Source organism: Dasania sp. GY-MA-18, from assembly GCF_024734385.1.
In the GTDB taxonomy this organism is placed as follows: Bacteria; Pseudomonadota; Gammaproteobacteria; order Pseudomonadales; family Dasaniaceae; genus Dasania; species Dasania phycosphaerae.
In genome coordinates, this window is the sequence record NZ_JANHAP010000001.1 from 401,421 (window position 1) to 416,268 (window position 14,848).

A 14,848-nucleotide genomic window follows, 5' to 3' on the forward strand; every position below is an offset into this window, starting at 1 on the left:
AAATAAAGGCCTGCCTATGCTGAAAGCCTTCACAAACAATAAGCTTTTACTGTGTATGAGTATGGGCAATTGTTTGTTAGGCAGCACGGTAATCATAGGCTGGCTGTTACATATTCCAGCCTTAATTCAAATCAACCCCAACTGGGTACCCATGCAATTTAATACTGCATTGGGCCTACTATTATGCGGCTTGGGACTATTACCGTTTAAACAAGCAAACAAAATTATAAAAAATACTATAGGCCTGTTTTTAATCGCACTAGGTCTGGCCACACTTTACCAATATTCATTTAATGTAAACTTGGGTATAGATGAGTTTTTCATCACCCATAGCATCACCACCTTAAGCAGCCACCCAGGCCGCATGGCACCGAATACCGCCATAGGCTTTGTTATTATGGGCCTAGCCTTTAGCTACACACTGTTTATTAAAAATAAGAAAATACGCCGCTTTATTCATCCTTTAGGTGGTGCCTTACTGCTAGGCATGAGCAGCTCCGCGCTAATGGGCTATTTGGGCGATCTAAACACCTCTATTGTATGGACCAACCTCACCGCAATGGCAGCGCATACCGCTATAGGCTTTATGCTTTGTGCTATTGCGCTGCTCACACCTTATTTTAACCAGCAAACCTTTGAAGGTCGCTGGGGCTTAGTACAACTGGGATTGCCGATATCGGTTATGCTATTAGTGTTTGCTATCGTACTCGCCGTATCCACGTATAAAAATGAAACGCAAAGTATCAACTGGCAATTAACAAACACCGCCACTCTTATTTTCTCGTTACTGGAAGCTGAACATGAACACAGTAAACAGCTAACTCCGTTAACAGACCTTCCTATTACAGCTCTATCGTTACAACACCTAAAGAATAAAACTTTAGATAACGAAATTGCTATAAACCTAGCTAATAGCCAGGGTACGCTTTATCAATCTGAGGTTAACCATCTAGATCATAGTTTCCCAGCACTACAATTCCAGCACCACTATGCAGGCAACACCTACACCCTAACATTACAACCCAGCAAGGAATTAGTAGACAGCCACAGAACTCGCCTGCCCTATGTTACTTTTTTAGAAAGCTGCTTATTGGGTGTTTTGTTAATGGCTTGCTTTTACTTTTTGCAAAAATCACGCATTAGAGAAACCGCTTTTAAAAATGAAGCCATAAAAAACCAGATTCTTGCCAATGAAGTGAAGTCTATCTTTGATGGTTCACCAGTAGGCATGCTAATGACTAACGAACAGGGCGTTATTCGCGCCGTCAACCAGGAAACCCTAGCCATATTCAACTATGCCAGCCATGAAATACTGGGCCAAACCATAGAAAACCTAATCCCCCATGAAAAAAGAGAGCATCACATAAAGTTGCGCAATGATTTTTCCAAGCAGGCCAGCAAAAGACGCATGGGGGAGGATGTAGAAATTTACGGGCTGAGAAAAGACGGTAGTAAAGTCCCCTTAGAAATCGGCTTAAACCCAGTAAAAACAGCCAGCGGCAACATGATGATAGCCTCCCTCATTGACATCAGCGAGAAAAACGAGAAAGAACAAGAACTATCGGCCTATATGCACGCCTTAGAGCGCAGCAATGAAGAGCTAAACGAATTTGCCTACATAGCCTCCCACGACTTAAAGTCACCTTTGCGCGGCATAAAGCAACTAGCGGGTTGGATTAGAGAGGACTTGCAAGGCAAGCTCAGCGACAAAACTGAAAATTATTTCAACCTGTTAGAAGCCCGTGTAAGCCGTATGCAAAACCTGCAAAATGACTTACTTGATTACTCGCAAGCCACAAAAAACACCGAAACTATAAGCCTGGTCGACAGCCGCCAACTTATTAGCAGTTGCTTTGAACTATACGCCTCTGACGCTGCCCAATTACAATTATCACCGGGTGAGTACCCGGTAATTAATACCGCCAAAACGCCATTAGAGCTTATTTTTAGGAATCTGTTCTCCAATGCCATCAAACACTGCGAGCAAGCAACAGCCAAGATCCATGTATCCCATGAAGAAACTGAGCATGGCTACTGGTTTCATATCACTGACAATGGCCCCGGTATTTCAGCCAAAAACCAAGAAATTATTTTTTCTATGTTTAAAACACTCAAACCCCGAGATGAAGTTGAAGGTAGCGGCATGGGGCTAGCCATGGTAAAGAAAATATTAGCCACCTACGGTGGTGAGATCAAGGTGGCATCCGATGGCAGCAATGGTTCCACCTTTAGCTTTTTTTGGCCTAAGGAATTATTTATAACCAACAAAGTACGCTAAGCTTAACTTAACCGCCACGAGAACAATAATGCCTAATAAAAAGATATCAATATTACAAATAGAAGATGATCTTATAGACACCATGGAGATGGACAGGGCTGCAGAAAAAATACAGGTCCCCTGTGAGATTTACCATGCTAAAAACGGGGCCGAGGCCTTAACCATGCTGCGCAGCCAAATCACGCCGCCGCACTTTATTTTTCTAGACATCAACTTGCCGCAAATGAATGGCTTTGAATTTTTACAGGCCCTAAGGGCCGATGAAAGACTAAGTAAGGCCGTAGTTTTTATTTTATCCACATCCAGCAGAGAGCAAGATATCGTACTAGCCTACCAACATCATGTAGCAGGCTATATTAACAAGGACCAGTTAGAGAATGGATTCGCTGACGTTATCACTATGCTAAACGCCTATTTTTCAGTTGTTAGCTTTCCCAATCAGGAACCCATATCATGCTAAAAAATCTCACCATCGCAGTCATTGATGACGATTTAGTTGACCTAGAAGATATAGATAGAAAAATAAAAACCATAGCGGCTAAGCACCCTGCTATAGCCTTTACTGTATTACTGTACAACTCATCCGAACAGGCTATGCGTGATATAAAAGTAAAAAATGATATCGCCTTGCTAATACTGGATATTCATATGCCAGAAATGGACGGTATAGAATTTATTAACCATATGGCTAAAGAGAACATTCATATACCGGTGTTATTAACCACCGGCATAAACCCAGAAATTATGCATGTCGCTGATAAGATCGGCCGCATGTCGGGTGTTAGTGTTATTGAAGAGGCTGTTAAGCCCATAAGCGAGAGCGCGCTCACTAAAACATTGCTTAAGCTGGAACTTATTTATTAAAACCGCTAACGATAAGCACTATTATTGCCACTATATAGCTACTAAAAAAAACGCCTCTTGGGAGGCGTTTTATTGTTAGCGTAGCAGTTCTTCAGGCGGCTGCTCACAACTTAGCTTATCACCCAATAATTCTTCTATGGTGGGCAATAAAAAAGCGTCGTCTTCACAGGCAAAGCTAATAGAGGTACCTTTAGCTCCGGCCCTGCCAGTGCGGCCTATACGATGCACATAATCTTCTGGGTCTTCCGGCAAGGTGTAGTTCACCACATGACTAATGCCTTTAACATGTATGCCACGGCCAGCCACATCGGTAGCTATTAACACTTTCAACTTGCCATCTTTAAAACGCTGTAAGGTAGAAGTGCGTTTATTTTGTGGTACCTCACCCGACAACATACCGCATTCCACCCCGGCTCTGGTTAAGCGCTCAGTCAATTTGCGCACTTGGTCGCGGCGGTTGGCGAACACTATTACGCTTTCAACTTGTTCATCGGTAACAATGTTTTTTAACAATTTATATTTACTATCGGCCGCCACGATATAGACTTTTTGATCCACGCTATCGGTGGCAACACTCTCGGGCTCTATCTCTACGGTGATGGGATTATACGTCCACTGCTCGGTGAGGTTGAGTATGTCAGGGGTAAAGGTGGCGCTAAATAATAGGGTCTGCCTATCTTCTTTGCGCGGGGTAGAGCGCACAATACGACGTACTTGTGGAATAAAACCCATATCCAACATGCGGTCGGCTTCATCTATGACTAATACTTCTACCTGATCTAAATACAGGTCGCCGCGCTGCATAAAGTCTATTAAGCGGCCTGGCGAGGCTACAACTATATCAACCAGGTCGCTGTGCAGACGCTGTTGCTGCTTTTGATAATCCGCACCGCCAATCAAAGTAACCACCTTAACATCGGTGTGTTTAAGCAAGCCTCTGGCATCATCGGCAATTTGCACAACCAACTCGCGGGTAGGCGCTATGATCACCGCCCTGGGCTCACCCGCAAAGCGTTCACCCTCTATAGGATTATTAAGCAGGTCATTAATAATAGTAATTAAAAAAGCAGCTGTTTTACCGGTGCCGGTTTGGGCCTTGCCAATAACATCATGGCCCTGCAAGGTGTGGGGTAAAGCCGCCGCCTGTATGGGCGAAGCATATTGAAAGCCCAGGTCGGCAATACCGCGCATTAAGCGATCATCTATGCCCAGATCGTGAAAGCGGGTTTTGCCCTCCTGTGCGGGAACCTGGAACTGCTCAACTGTCCACGCTGGCTGCGTAGCTTTGGGCTTTTGCTGTTGGTGCTTACCGCGACCGCGGGGCTTTTTCTCGGTTTTTTTAGCCTGGGGAGCTGAAGCAGGCGCCTCAGCTTTATTTTTTTTACCAAATAACTTACCTAACAAGGGCAACTCTCTTTTTTAACCATATCATTGCGGCGCATTCTAGCACTTATATGGTTATTTTACGCCCACTTATTATCGGCAAAGCCACGGCTTTTAGCTTCAAGCTACTCAGCCAAGCTAAGCCTTTCAACATCTGCCCGTTCGGCGTCCATGCTGGCAGGCCATAACAGTGCCGCCACTTTATTTAAGGCATCTAACACTAAGGGGCTAAACTGGCTGCCTCGGCCTTTATTCAGTTCCAAAGTCGCACGCACTATGGACTTATGGTACTGCCGATCAGCACGCTGATGGGTAATAGCAAAAAAAGCGTCAGACAACGCTATGATTTGCGCACCTATATGTATTTCATCCCCTTTTATCCCTAGGGGGTAACCCCTGCCGTCATAGCGCTCGTGATGCTGGTGCGCCATGTCAGCAGCCTGTTGCCAGCCGGGCATTAGGCGCAGCATTTCATAAGCCTGTATGGGGTGCTGCTGCAACAGCATAATATCTGTAGGCCCGTAGCGATCTTGTTTAAATAAGATATTGTCCGGCAATAAAGACATATACACATCGTGCATATAGCTGGCGGCTCTTAATTGCAGCTCGTCTACTTGCAGGGCCGCAGGTAGCTGCCTATTGATTAACAAACAACCGTAAAGCACCTTGGCGGTACGCCCCCGCCACAACTCTGAGCGCAGCTCTACCGCCCCGGCTAAGCCTTCAAATACAGCTAATGCTTGCCGCTGCTCATCAGTGATGTCACGCATAGCGTCATCCATATTGACTGACTCACCCTTTTCTAAAAACTGTAGGATTTCACGGCTAATCTGGCGAGGCTGATCATCACCTTTTTCGGTAACAGTAGTACTAACTGGCAGCTCTGAAACACAATAGGTTAAGTCAGGATGGACTTTGCTGGCAAAAAGCTGCATAGACTCCACAATTAATTGCGGCGCTTTACTTTTGCTCACCGCTGTAAGCTTGTTGAGCTGATTGCTGAGCTGCTGCATGATCTGATGATCAAAATGATCTTGGTAAAGCAGGCTATCGCAGGCCACTCTTACTTGATCAAGGGCCAGCAATAGCAATTCTGACAAATGCTCAGTAATGGGCAGCCGACCTAGGCTAACAGTCGTTAGTAAATCTTCAACGGTATGTATATAGGCTACATAGGGCTCAATAAAGGTTTGCTGAACGGCAGCCTCTATACTTTTTAAAAATTGTAATACCTGGCTAAGGCTAGCCTGGGGGTCCTGATCTTGATGCAGTGCCATCAAACTCATTTCCACGCCGGAAAACTCATTACCAATAGATTCTTGTAGATCGACTAAAATTTCTTTATCTACATCCTCAATAGAACACGCTATTAAGTCCCTCACACCGCTACCTCCATATACTTATCACCCATCCCATCACGCTAATTGCAGATCAGACTAGACTAGAATTAAAGGCTGTGCAGTAGGTATATATGCTTAGCTTGGCAGCTAAAAAAAATGCCGAAGTCAATTCGGCATTTTTGCAACAGTTTTTTGGCTAGACCTTATATTAATAAGGCCTAAAACACAGGGCTGTTTATGGCTTTGGAAAGCAACGACTCAACCAATAATCCATACTTACATAGCGGCCACCACCAGTAAAAAACAAAGATAACAACATCACAAAATAAGTAATGGCAAACTCTATACCGTTATTGAGTATTACTAGCGAGCCCCTGCCGGTAAGCCACTCATAATTACCGTGCTCGGTGAGTATTTCTTTTGCTCGCTCTAAGCGTATCGCAGCTTCGGCCACCCGTTCATTGGCAAAGGGGGCACTCACATCAGCAATAGCCTGCCAACCATTAGGCCAATGCACCACAAATGCAGCGACTAACATAGTCACCATTAATGGCACACTAATCCAGCGCACGGCAAAACCCGCAGCTAAAAAGATTGCACCTAACACCTCGGTCCAGCCTGCTAAAAAAGCCATTAAGGTAGGCAGCGGCATGCCTAAATAGCCACCAAACCACTGCACGGTACCCTCGTAGGGCATCAACGTGGTGAAGTCGATTTTACTGGCACCAGCCATCCAAAATACAGGGATTAAATACAGCCGTAATAACAACGGAGCCAAACCACTAAGGCAGGCGGTTTTATCCAATAGGTGATTTTGCAAATAATAATACTTACCGATTAAGTTATTCATACAGGGATTCCACGTTGATAGCGTAAACAGCCAAATTGAGACTAAAGATTATTATTTTAGTTCATCCCCAGCTTAGGGCCGCAAAGTACAGCGGTTATTACTATGCCCACTGCGCTGAACTAGTTATTTTTGCACAGCGGACTCGCAGCCTTAAGCTGTTAACTCGTGCATACGGGACAATGTTTATTCTTAGGTAAGCTAAGCTTGCGCCACTCCATGACCTTGGCATCAAAAATCATTAGCTGGCCACTTAAGGTCTGGCCAAAACCACTGATCACTTTTATGGCCTCCATGGCCTGCATAGCACCTATCACCCCCACTAAGGGAGCCAGCACGCCACTTTCAGAACAGCTGAGCTGGCTATCTTGGGCATTATCATCATACAGACAGCGGTAGCAGGGGCTGGTTTTAGCGCGGTTATCAAACACCGCCACCTGGCCTTCGCTGCGTATAGCCGCTCCTGATACCAAGGGCTTTTTTGCCGCCACACAGGCGCGGTTAATTTCAAATCGGGTGGCAAAGTTATCGCTGGCATCCACCACCACATCGACATGCTTTAGGGCATCATCTAATAACTGGCCATCTAAGTGCTCATTGATTGTTTCTACCCGCACATCGCTATTCATAGCCGCTATACGCTCGGCCACGGAAATCACTTTAGGACGACCCACATCGGCTTGTTCATGGCCAATTTGGCGCTGCAGATTGCTCAGCTCTACCTCATCAAAATCCGCCAACCATAACTCGCCCACTCCGGCAGCCGCCAAGTACAGTGCTACTGGGCAGCCTAAGCCGCCCATGCCCACAATCAGCACCTTGGCACTAAGCAAGGCCTGCTGCCCGGCCACATCAAAGTCGGGCATCATTATATGGCGGCTATATCGCAGTAACTGCTGGTCGTTCATCACTTATACCTCATTGGCTGCAGCGTATTGCCCTAGCGTCACCCTATCCATGCCGGCTATATCTTTTAGTGTAGCAACAGCCACATAGCCATGCGCTTTGAGCAAGGCACGTACTGCCTCAGCCTGCTCATAGCCATGCTCAAACAGCAGCCAAGCGCCGGGTTTTAAATACGCAGGCGCCTGCACACTGATATGCTCTATATCAGCCAAACCTTGTTTGCCTGCTACCAGCGCACTGCGCGGTTCAAAGCGTACATCACCCTCGGATAAGTGTGGATCATTGGCATCTATATAAGGCGGGTTGCTAACTATAAGATCAAACTGTTGCTTAGGAATATCTGTAAACCAATCAGACTGTAAAAATTTAGCGTTGTTAATTTTATTAAGCCGGCCATTGCGCTCAGCTAACGCCACAGCCTCACGTTGTAGATCACAGCCCAGCACCTGCCATAGACTATTTTCTGAAGCAATAGCTAAGGCTATAGCACCGGTGCCAGTGCCCAAGTCCAGCACTAGCGCGTTCGGTTTAGCTGCTAGTTTCTCTAGGGCTATTTCAACCAGTAACTCAGTTTCAGGGCGAGGGATTAACGTAGAGGGATTGACCTGTAAATCCAAGGTCCAAAAACCGCGGCTGCCTAGCAAATGGGCTATGGGCTCACCGGCCTGCCTGCGCTGCAACAGCGTTTGAAATTGCTGCTGTTGCGCTGCACTCACTTCACGCTCTGGCCAGGTTTTTAAATAAGTACGGTTTTGTTCCAGGGAGTGTGCTAATAGCAGCTCAACATCTAAACCTGGTGTATCACTCACCGCCGCCAAGCTGCTGCGGCTAGCTAACAGCTCAGCGATACTACTCATTCGTCGCCCATAGAGGCCAATAGGTCTGCCTGATATTCATTGCGCAGCGGCTCTATGACTTCGTGTAAAGACCCTTCCATAATTTCGTTTAACTTATATAAAGTTAAGTTTATGCGGTGGTCACTCACGCGGCCCTGCGGATAATTATAGGTGCGTATGCGCTCAGAGCGATCGCCACTGCCCACCAAGTTACGGCGCTCACTGGCCTGCTCTTGCTGCTGTTTCTCTTGCATGCCAGTTAATATACGCGACTGCAATAGCGACATAGCGCGGGCTTTGTTTTTATGCTGCGAGCGCTCGTCCTGACACTCCACCACTATGCCGGTGGGTATATGGGTAATACGTATAGCCGAGTCGGTTTTGTTAACGTGCTGGCCACCTGCGCCCGAAGCTCTAAAGGTATCCACTCGTATATCGGCTTTGTTAATGTCTATGGCATCAACCTCATCGATTTCAGGCATCACCGCTACGGTGCAAGCTGAGGTATGCACGCGCCCCTGCGATTCGGTTTCGGGTACGCGCTGCACTCGGTGAGCGCCCGATTCAAATTTTAAATGAGCGTATACGTCTTGGCCGCTAATGCTGGCAATAATTTCTTTATAGCCGCCGTGTTCACCTTCTCGCTCGCTGACCACCGATAACTTCCAGCCTTGGTTTTCGGCATAGCGCGAATACATGCGGTATAGGTCACCGGCAAAAATCGCTGCTTCATCACCGCCGGTGCCAGCGCGAACTTCTAAAAACACATTATTGGAGTCGTTGGGGTCGCGGGGCAGCAATAATTTTTGTAGCTCTTGTTCTAGCTCATCTCTTTGCGCTTGGCTGCTTTTTAATTCTTCCTTGCCCATTTCGCGCATATCGGGGTCGCTATCGTCCAGCAATACTTGCGCCTCTTCTATATTGTCTAAGGCCACCCGGTATTGCTCGTAACATTTCACTACCGGCTCTACTTCGGCATATTCTTTAGACAGTGCGCGAAACTTATCTTGATTAGAAATAACTTCACTATCACTTAATAAGGCACCTAATTCTTCGTGCCTGTCGATCAAGTTTTCTAACTTATTTACTAGGGACTGTTTCATATCATATCTTTTAATAAGGGTGTGATTGGCTGGCTAAGTTAGCAATGGCTAGTCGTTGTCTGAAGCCGCCGTTGAGGCTTTACTTTTTAAACCAAATAATTGTTGGGTCAAACTAATTAAATCTTTGCGGCCATGGGCGCTGGCTTTTTTCATTTCTATGCTGGGGCTGTGGATTAATTTATTGGTTAGGCTGCGGGCCATTTGTTCCAGCACTCGTTCGGGCTGGGCGCCTTTTTCTAACTGTTTTAAGGCTCTAGCCAACTCAGCATCGCGTATTTGTTCCGACTGCGAGCGAAACGCTTTTAAGGTGTCTACCGCATCCAGCGAGCGCATTTTTTGTAAATAATCGCCCACCCCTTCGTTAATAATTTCATCCGCTTTACGCACTTCTTGCTGTCGACTTTGGCGATTGGCATCGACTATTTCGGTGAGGTCATCAACGCTATATAAATACACATCCTCCAGTTCGCCCACCTGCTCTTCTATATCTCGCGGCACCGCTATATCAACCATTAACATAGGTTTGTGCTTGCGGATTTTTAGCGCGTGTTCCACCGCCCCCTTGCCCAAAATAGGTAATTGGCTGGCGGTGGATGAAATCACTATATCGGCTTTTACTAATTGCTCGGGGATTTCCGATAGCAGCACCGCCTCGGCAGCAAACTGCTGCGCCAACTCCTTGGCCCGCCCCAAGGTACGATTGGCCACCACTATATTGCCCACACCATTTTCTGAGAGATGCTTGGCCACCAGCTCTATGGTTTCACCGGCACCAATTAACAATGCCGAGGTATTGCTAAGATCAGAAAAAATATGCCGCGATAAAGTCACCGCCGCAAAGGCCACCGACACCGGGTTTTCACCTATGGCGGTATCGGTACGCACTTTTTTCGCCAGCGAAAACACATGGGGGAAAACATTATAAAGTTGCGAATCTACCGCACCGGCCTCCTGCGCCACCGCATAGGCGGATTTCATTTGCCCAAAAATCTGCGGCTCACCCAAGACCAGCGAATCCAAACCACTGGACACCTCTACCATATGGCGCAGGGCTCGTTCTTCATGATGCTCGTAATAACAGGCTTGTAAATCGGCCAAGGATAATTGATGGTAGGCTGCCAGCCACTGCAAAATACGCTGGCTGGCATTATCGCCCCCGGCCACCGCAAAAATTTCGGTACGGTTACAGGTGGATAAAATCGCCGCCTCATCCACCGCCGCCACTGCCAGTAAATCCTGCAGGGCCTCGGTCATTTGCTCAGGCGCAAAGGCCACGCGCTCGCGCAGAGACACATGTGCCGACTTATGATTTATACCCAGTGCTAATAAAGCCATTTTGCTGTTGGCGAACCCTACAAAGTCATCTCAGTTTGCCCAACCCACCATGGCTGCTTTGGCCAAACCCTAAAAAAGCGCCCAATTCTATCAAGTTAGCGAGCAAATGTGGATTGATCTTCACCTTACTGGGTCTAAGTCTTGGCCTAATGCTAAGTTTAAACTAGGCAAGAGCACTTAAAAATCGACTTTTTTAGCCCTAACCCAGACTTAGCCACCGGCCAGCTGGTTTTCTGGCTGGGCTTTGTGTCATTATGAGAGCAACTGAAGGAACACTGTATTTATGAAGAATTACCTGTGGCTTATTGCCTTGCTCACCCTACAGCTAGGCGCCTGTACTGTCGCTAATCACCCCACAGACAGGGCCCCCAGCGACAACGCCCAGCCCAAACAAGCCGAAGCTGAAAAACCCGCCATACCCAGCCGCCCTTTCTCAGCGGACAGCTTCCACGACTTACTGGTCGCCGAGTTTGCCGTGCGCCGCAATCAATTTGATGTCGCCCTAGGTCACTATGTGCATCAGGCCCACCAAACCCGCGACCCTGGGGTAACCGCCAGAGCTACTCGGCTAGCGCAGTATATTAAAGCCCAAAACGCCGCCTTAGATATGGCACAGCTATGGGCCGAGCTGGAACCCGACAGCGCTGAAGCCCAATACACCACCGCCACCCTGCTGGCCCAAAACAAACAACCCTTACAAGCACTGGAACACATGGAGCGAGTGCTTAATGCCGGCGGCGCTACCAACTTTACCGCCATTGTCGCCTCCAGCCTCAACATGCCCAAACTCAGCCAACAACTGGTGGCCTCAGCCATTGATGGCCTGATTAGCCGCCACCCCCAATACGGCCAGCTTTATGTTAGCCGCGCCATTATGGAGCAGAGCCATAACAAACCCAGCCAGGCCCTAGCCTCGGTGCGCAAGGGCATAGCGCTGGACAACACCGACTTACAGGCAGTGATTATAGAAACCCGGCTACTACAGCAAATGGGCCGGGACGATGAAGCCTTTGTTAGGCTAGAGGCCATACAACAACAATACCCCGACAACCGACGCCTGCGCCTACAATACGCCCGCCTACTACTAAAAAAAGACCTCAACAAGGCCCGCGAACAATTCGAATACCTGCTAGCCAGCACCCCCAACGAGGCTGACCTGCTAATGTCGCTGGCCCTAATCAACACCGAGCTCAACGACTACCCGCAAGCGAAGCAATATTTTAAACGCGCCCTGGCCACCAATACGCGCAACAACGAAGCGCTGTATTACCTAGCCCAAATAGCCGAGCGCGAAGATTTATTAGATGAAGCTATCGCCCGCTACCAAGCCATATCCCTAGGCGATGACTATATCGCCGCCAGCAACCGCATGGCCGAGCTCTACAGCCAACAAGGCGATGACGACGCGGCCCTAGCCATGCTGCAACAACGCCGCCAGCAGCACCCCGAGCTGGCGCTGCGCTTTTATTTGCTAGAGGCCGAACTACTGTTTAACAGCCAACACTATGAACAATGCCACGCACTACTGACAGAGGCCCTGAACCTGCACCCAGAGCAAGGCAACTTGCTTTATATGCGCTCACTGGTTAGCGAAAGGCGCAACGACTTTGCGCTTATGGAACAAGACCTGCGCAGCATCATCACCCAGGACCCACAAAATGTGACGGCCCTTAACGCCCTAGGCTATGTACTAGCCAATCGCGGCGTGCGCCTGGAAGAAGCCTTTGAACTCATCAACCAAGCCCTAAGCTTAAAACCCAATGACCCCGCTATACTCGACAGCCTGGGCTGGGTAGAATTCAAACGCGGTAATTACGCACGGGCTGTGACCTTATTAGAAAAAGCCTACGCCGCCTTCCCCGACCCCGAAGTAGCCTCACACCTGGGAGAGGTGCTATGGACGCTTAATAAGCAAGAACAAGCCCAACAGATCTGGCAGCAGGGGCTAGAAAAAAACCCCGGCAACCCCATTATTGAAAGCACCATGCAACGCCTATTAAATAACAGCGGCAACAGCGAACTTACCACTGCCGCACCACCTGCCAACAGCAGCCCTTAAGCATGCCCAAAACCTATACCAATCGACAGTTCTCTTTAGTACCACTGACCGTAGCACTAACACTACTGGCAGGCTGTAGCCACCAGCCCCAGCCTGAAGACCAGCTGTGGCTAAGCAGCAGCCAACAACAGGCCAACCACGGCATACAGCAATGGCAAATAGGTGGCAAAATTGGCATACGCAGCCCCTCCGACTCCAATACCGCTTATTTAAATTGGCAGCAGTGCGGCGATGCCTTTGATATACGCCTTAGCGGCCCTCTGGGGCAGGGCGCAGCCCATTTATGGGGCGACAGTCTACAAGTACAATTGCAAACCAATGAGCAGCTATACAGCGCCGACCAACCCGAGCAGCTGCTAGCCGAACAGGGCTGGCAACTGCCGGTCTCGCAACTTTTATACTGGGTGCGCGGCCTACCCGCCCCCGGCCACGCCATTAGCCAAGCCGATAACAGCGGCTTTAGCCAAATGGGCTGGCAAATCGATTACCGACAATGGCTAAGCCTGGACGGCCACAGCCTGCCCAAGAAAGCTGTAGCCAGCCACCCGCAACTGAAAGTAACGCTATTGTTAAAAAAATGGGCACTGGACGCTGACTGCAGCCCCGAACAACTCAGCAAGCGCCTACCCACAAACGCCCACAACTCCCTATCACAGTAAGAATACCTCCACACATGAGTACACTTTCACTGCTAGCCCCGGCCAAGCTCAACCTGTTTTTACATATTACCGGCCAACGTGCCGACGGCTATCACGAGCTACAAACCTTATTTCAGCTGTTAGATTACGGTGACACCCTGCACTTTAATCTGCGCCAAGATGCACAACTTAGCATCAGCCCCGCAATCGCCGGGGTAGCTGCAGAAGATAATTTAATCCTGCGCGCCGCTAAACTTTTACAGCAATACAGCGGCTGTAATTTGGGCGCCGACATACAGATTGATAAAATTTTACCCTTGGGCGGCGGTTTGGGCGGCGGCAGCTCCAATGCAGCAACCACCTTAGTTGGCCTTAATCATTTATGGCAATTACAACTCCCCCTACACGAATTAGCACAATTAGGTTTGCAATTAGGCGCGGATGTACCGCTGTTTGTTGAGGGCAAAAGTGCATGGGCCGAAGGGGTGGGAGAGCGCCTAACTGCTCTAAAAATACCCGATTGTTGGTATCTTGTACTAAAACCTGATTGCGAAGTGTCCACTTTGCAAATTTTTTCAAACAAACAATTGACACGTAACACCTCACCCATCACAATAGCCGCCGTTTTCGAGGAGGGCCACACGAACGATTGTGAGCCTGTAGTGAGAGCACTTTACCCCGAAGTGGATAACGCACTTAAGTGGTTGAGTCTAAAGACTAATTCTCGATTAACCGGCACCGGCGCTTGTGTATTTGGCCAGTTTGCTGATCAAGCATCAGCACTACAGGTTTTAAATGAGTTGCCCGCCGAGTTAACAGGCTTTGTGGCCAAAGGGGTAAACCAATCACCCTGTCACAGCAAGCTGGGCTTATAGAGCCAACAAAAGTTTATTGGGGCGTCGCCAAGCGGCAAGGCACTGGGTTTTGATCTCAGCATTCGAAGGTTCGAATCCTTCCGCCCCAGCCATTTTAGAACACTCATAGCCTTTGGCATGAGCCGCTGGAAAAGAAGCATGGCTTCTAGCCAGAAGGAGTCGAACCGGGTTCGACAAACGCAACAGCGTTTGGACATCATCGCAGATGATGGGGCTTTAGCCCTGAAAGCCGTAAGGCTTGAATCCATCCTTCCGCCCCAGCCATTTTAGAACACTCATAGCCTTTGGCATGAGATGCTGGAAAAGAAGCATAGCTTCTAGCCAGAAGGAGTCGAACCAGGTTCGACAAACGCAACAGCGTTTGGACATCATCGCAGATGATGG

Annotated in this window: 13 protein-coding genes and 1 tRNA gene; 7 read left to right on the forward strand and 7 right to left on the reverse strand. The window is 48.3% G+C overall.

Annotated features, from left to right (window positions below):
• Positions 1-55: 55 nt before the first annotated feature.
• Genes NO559_RS01780 through NO559_RS01790 form a run of 3 tightly spaced genes read left to right on the forward strand, consistent with a single transcriptional unit; the run spans position 56 to position 3,142 of the window.
• Entirely contained in the window at positions 56-2,278 is a 2,223-nt protein-coding gene (locus NO559_RS01780) for an ATP-binding protein (protein ID WP_258330058.1), read from the forward strand.
• Positions 2,279-2,306: 28 nt separating this feature from the next.
• Positions 2,307-2,738 carry a response regulator gene (locus NO559_RS01785; protein WP_258330059.1) on the forward strand — a complete coding sequence of 144 codons (432 nt, stop codon included), beginning with the start codon at positions 2,307-2,309 and terminating at the stop codon, positions 2,736-2,738.
• Positions 2,732-3,142, forward strand: a complete 411-nt coding sequence (locus NO559_RS01790; protein ID WP_258330060.1) for a response regulator — start codon at positions 2,732-2,734, stop codon at positions 3,140-3,142. Before NO559_RS01785 ends, NO559_RS01790 begins: the two co-directional genes overlap by 7 nt.
• Positions 3,143-3,217: 75 nt before the next feature.
• Here the strand turns inward: NO559_RS01790 and rhlB are convergent, their stop codons facing one another.
• The 7 genes from rhlB to hemA all read right to left on the reverse strand — a co-directional run bounded on the left by rhlB (position 3,218) and on the right by hemA (position 10,892).
• Positions 3,218-4,546 (reverse strand): ATP-dependent RNA helicase RhlB, encoded by a 1,329-nt coding sequence (gene rhlB / locus NO559_RS01795; protein WP_258330061.1) that lies wholly within the window; start codon positions 4,544-4,546, stop codon positions 3,218-3,220.
• Positions 4,547-4,650: 104 nt separating this feature from the next.
• The gene (locus tag NO559_RS01800) at positions 4,651-5,907 is read right to left on the reverse strand and encodes an HD-GYP domain-containing protein (RefSeq protein WP_258330062.1); all 1,257 of its coding nucleotides are present in this window, start codon (positions 5,905-5,907) and stop codon (positions 4,651-4,653) included.
• 193 nt (positions 5,908-6,100) lie between these two features.
• Positions 6,101-6,715 (reverse strand): DoxX family protein, encoded by a 615-nt coding sequence (locus NO559_RS01805; protein ID WP_258330063.1) that lies wholly within the window; start codon positions 6,713-6,715, stop codon positions 6,101-6,103.
• A 158-nt stretch (positions 6,716-6,873) separates the two neighbouring features.
• The gene (locus NO559_RS01810) at positions 6,874-7,620 is read right to left on the reverse strand and encodes a molybdopterin-synthase adenylyltransferase MoeB (RefSeq protein WP_258330064.1); all 747 of its coding nucleotides are present in this window, start codon (positions 7,618-7,620) and stop codon (positions 6,874-6,876) included.
• 3 nt (positions 7,621-7,623) lie between these two features.
• The gene (prmC, locus tag NO559_RS01815) at positions 7,624-8,475 is read right to left on the reverse strand and encodes a peptide chain release factor N(5)-glutamine methyltransferase (RefSeq protein ID WP_258330065.1); all 852 of its coding nucleotides are present in this window, start codon (positions 8,473-8,475) and stop codon (positions 7,624-7,626) included.
• Positions 8,472-9,557, reverse strand: coding sequence for a peptide chain release factor 1 (gene prfA / locus NO559_RS01820; protein WP_258330066.1), 1,086 nt, complete (start codon positions 9,555-9,557; stop codon positions 8,472-8,474). The genes prmC and prfA overlap by 4 nt, the downstream gene beginning before the upstream one ends.
• Positions 9,558-9,605: 48 nt before the next feature.
• Complete coding sequence (gene hemA / locus NO559_RS01825; RefSeq protein ID WP_258330067.1) at positions 9,606-10,892, reverse strand: glutamyl-tRNA reductase; 1,287 nt, start codon at positions 10,890-10,892, stop codon at positions 9,606-9,608.
• A gap of 283 nt (positions 10,893-11,175) precedes the next feature.
• Between hemA and NO559_RS01830 the strand changes: the two genes are divergently transcribed.
• From NO559_RS01830 to NO559_RS01845, 4 genes are all read left to right on the forward strand, one after another.
• Positions 11,176-12,951, forward strand: a complete 1,776-nt coding sequence (locus NO559_RS01830) for a tetratricopeptide repeat protein (RefSeq protein ID WP_258330068.1) — start codon at positions 11,176-11,178, stop codon at positions 12,949-12,951.
• Between the two features lie 2 nt (positions 12,952-12,953).
• Complete coding sequence (gene lolB / locus NO559_RS01835; RefSeq protein WP_258330069.1) at positions 12,954-13,610, forward strand: lipoprotein insertase outer membrane protein LolB; 657 nt, start codon at positions 12,954-12,956, stop codon at positions 13,608-13,610.
• Between the two features lie 14 nt (positions 13,611-13,624).
• Positions 13,625-14,464, forward strand: a complete 840-nt coding sequence (ispE, locus tag NO559_RS01840; RefSeq protein WP_258330070.1) for a 4-(cytidine 5'-diphospho)-2-C-methyl-D-erythritol kinase — start codon at positions 13,625-13,627, stop codon at positions 14,462-14,464.
• 17 nt (positions 14,465-14,481) lie between these two features.
• A tRNA-Gln gene (locus NO559_RS01845) sits at positions 14,482-14,556 on the forward strand.
• Positions 14,557-14,848: the final 292 nt, after the last annotated feature.

What these genes read in the sequence shown, in the direction of transcription:
- lolB (WP_258330069.1), top strand. Translation starts at nt 12,954, where the DNA reads ATGCCCAAAACCTATACCAATCGACAGTTCTCTTTAGTACCACTGACC.
- NO559_RS01805 (WP_258330063.1), bottom strand. Translation starts at nt 6,715, where the DNA reads ATGAATAACTTAATCGGTAAGTATTATTATTTGCAAAATCACCTATTG.
- ispE (WP_258330070.1), top strand. Translation starts at nt 13,625, where the DNA reads ATGAGTACACTTTCACTGCTAGCCCCGGCCAAGCTCAACCTGTTTTTA.
- prmC (WP_258330065.1), bottom strand. Translation starts at nt 8,475, where the DNA reads ATGAGTAGTATCGCTGAGCTGTTAGCTAGCCGCAGCAGCTTGGCGGCG.
- prfA (WP_258330066.1), bottom strand. Translation starts at nt 9,557, where the DNA reads ATGAAACAGTCCCTAGTAAATAAGTTAGAAAACTTGATCGACAGGCAC.
- NO559_RS01785 (WP_258330059.1), top strand. Translation starts at nt 2,307, where the DNA reads ATGCCTAATAAAAAGATATCAATATTACAAATAGAAGATGATCTTATA.
- NO559_RS01790 (WP_258330060.1), top strand. Translation starts at nt 2,732, where the DNA reads ATGCTAAAAAATCTCACCATCGCAGTCATTGATGACGATTTAGTTGAC.
- hemA (WP_258330067.1), bottom strand. Translation starts at nt 10,892, where the DNA reads ATGGCTTTATTAGCACTGGGTATAAATCATAAGTCGGCACATGTGTCT.
- NO559_RS01810 (WP_258330064.1), bottom strand. Translation starts at nt 7,620, where the DNA reads ATGAACGACCAGCAGTTACTGCGATATAGCCGCCATATAATGATGCCC.
- NO559_RS01830 (WP_258330068.1), top strand. Translation starts at nt 11,176, where the DNA reads ATGAAGAATTACCTGTGGCTTATTGCCTTGCTCACCCTACAGCTAGGC.
- NO559_RS01780 (WP_258330058.1), top strand. Translation starts at nt 56, where the DNA reads ATGAGTATGGGCAATTGTTTGTTAGGCAGCACGGTAATCATAGGCTGG.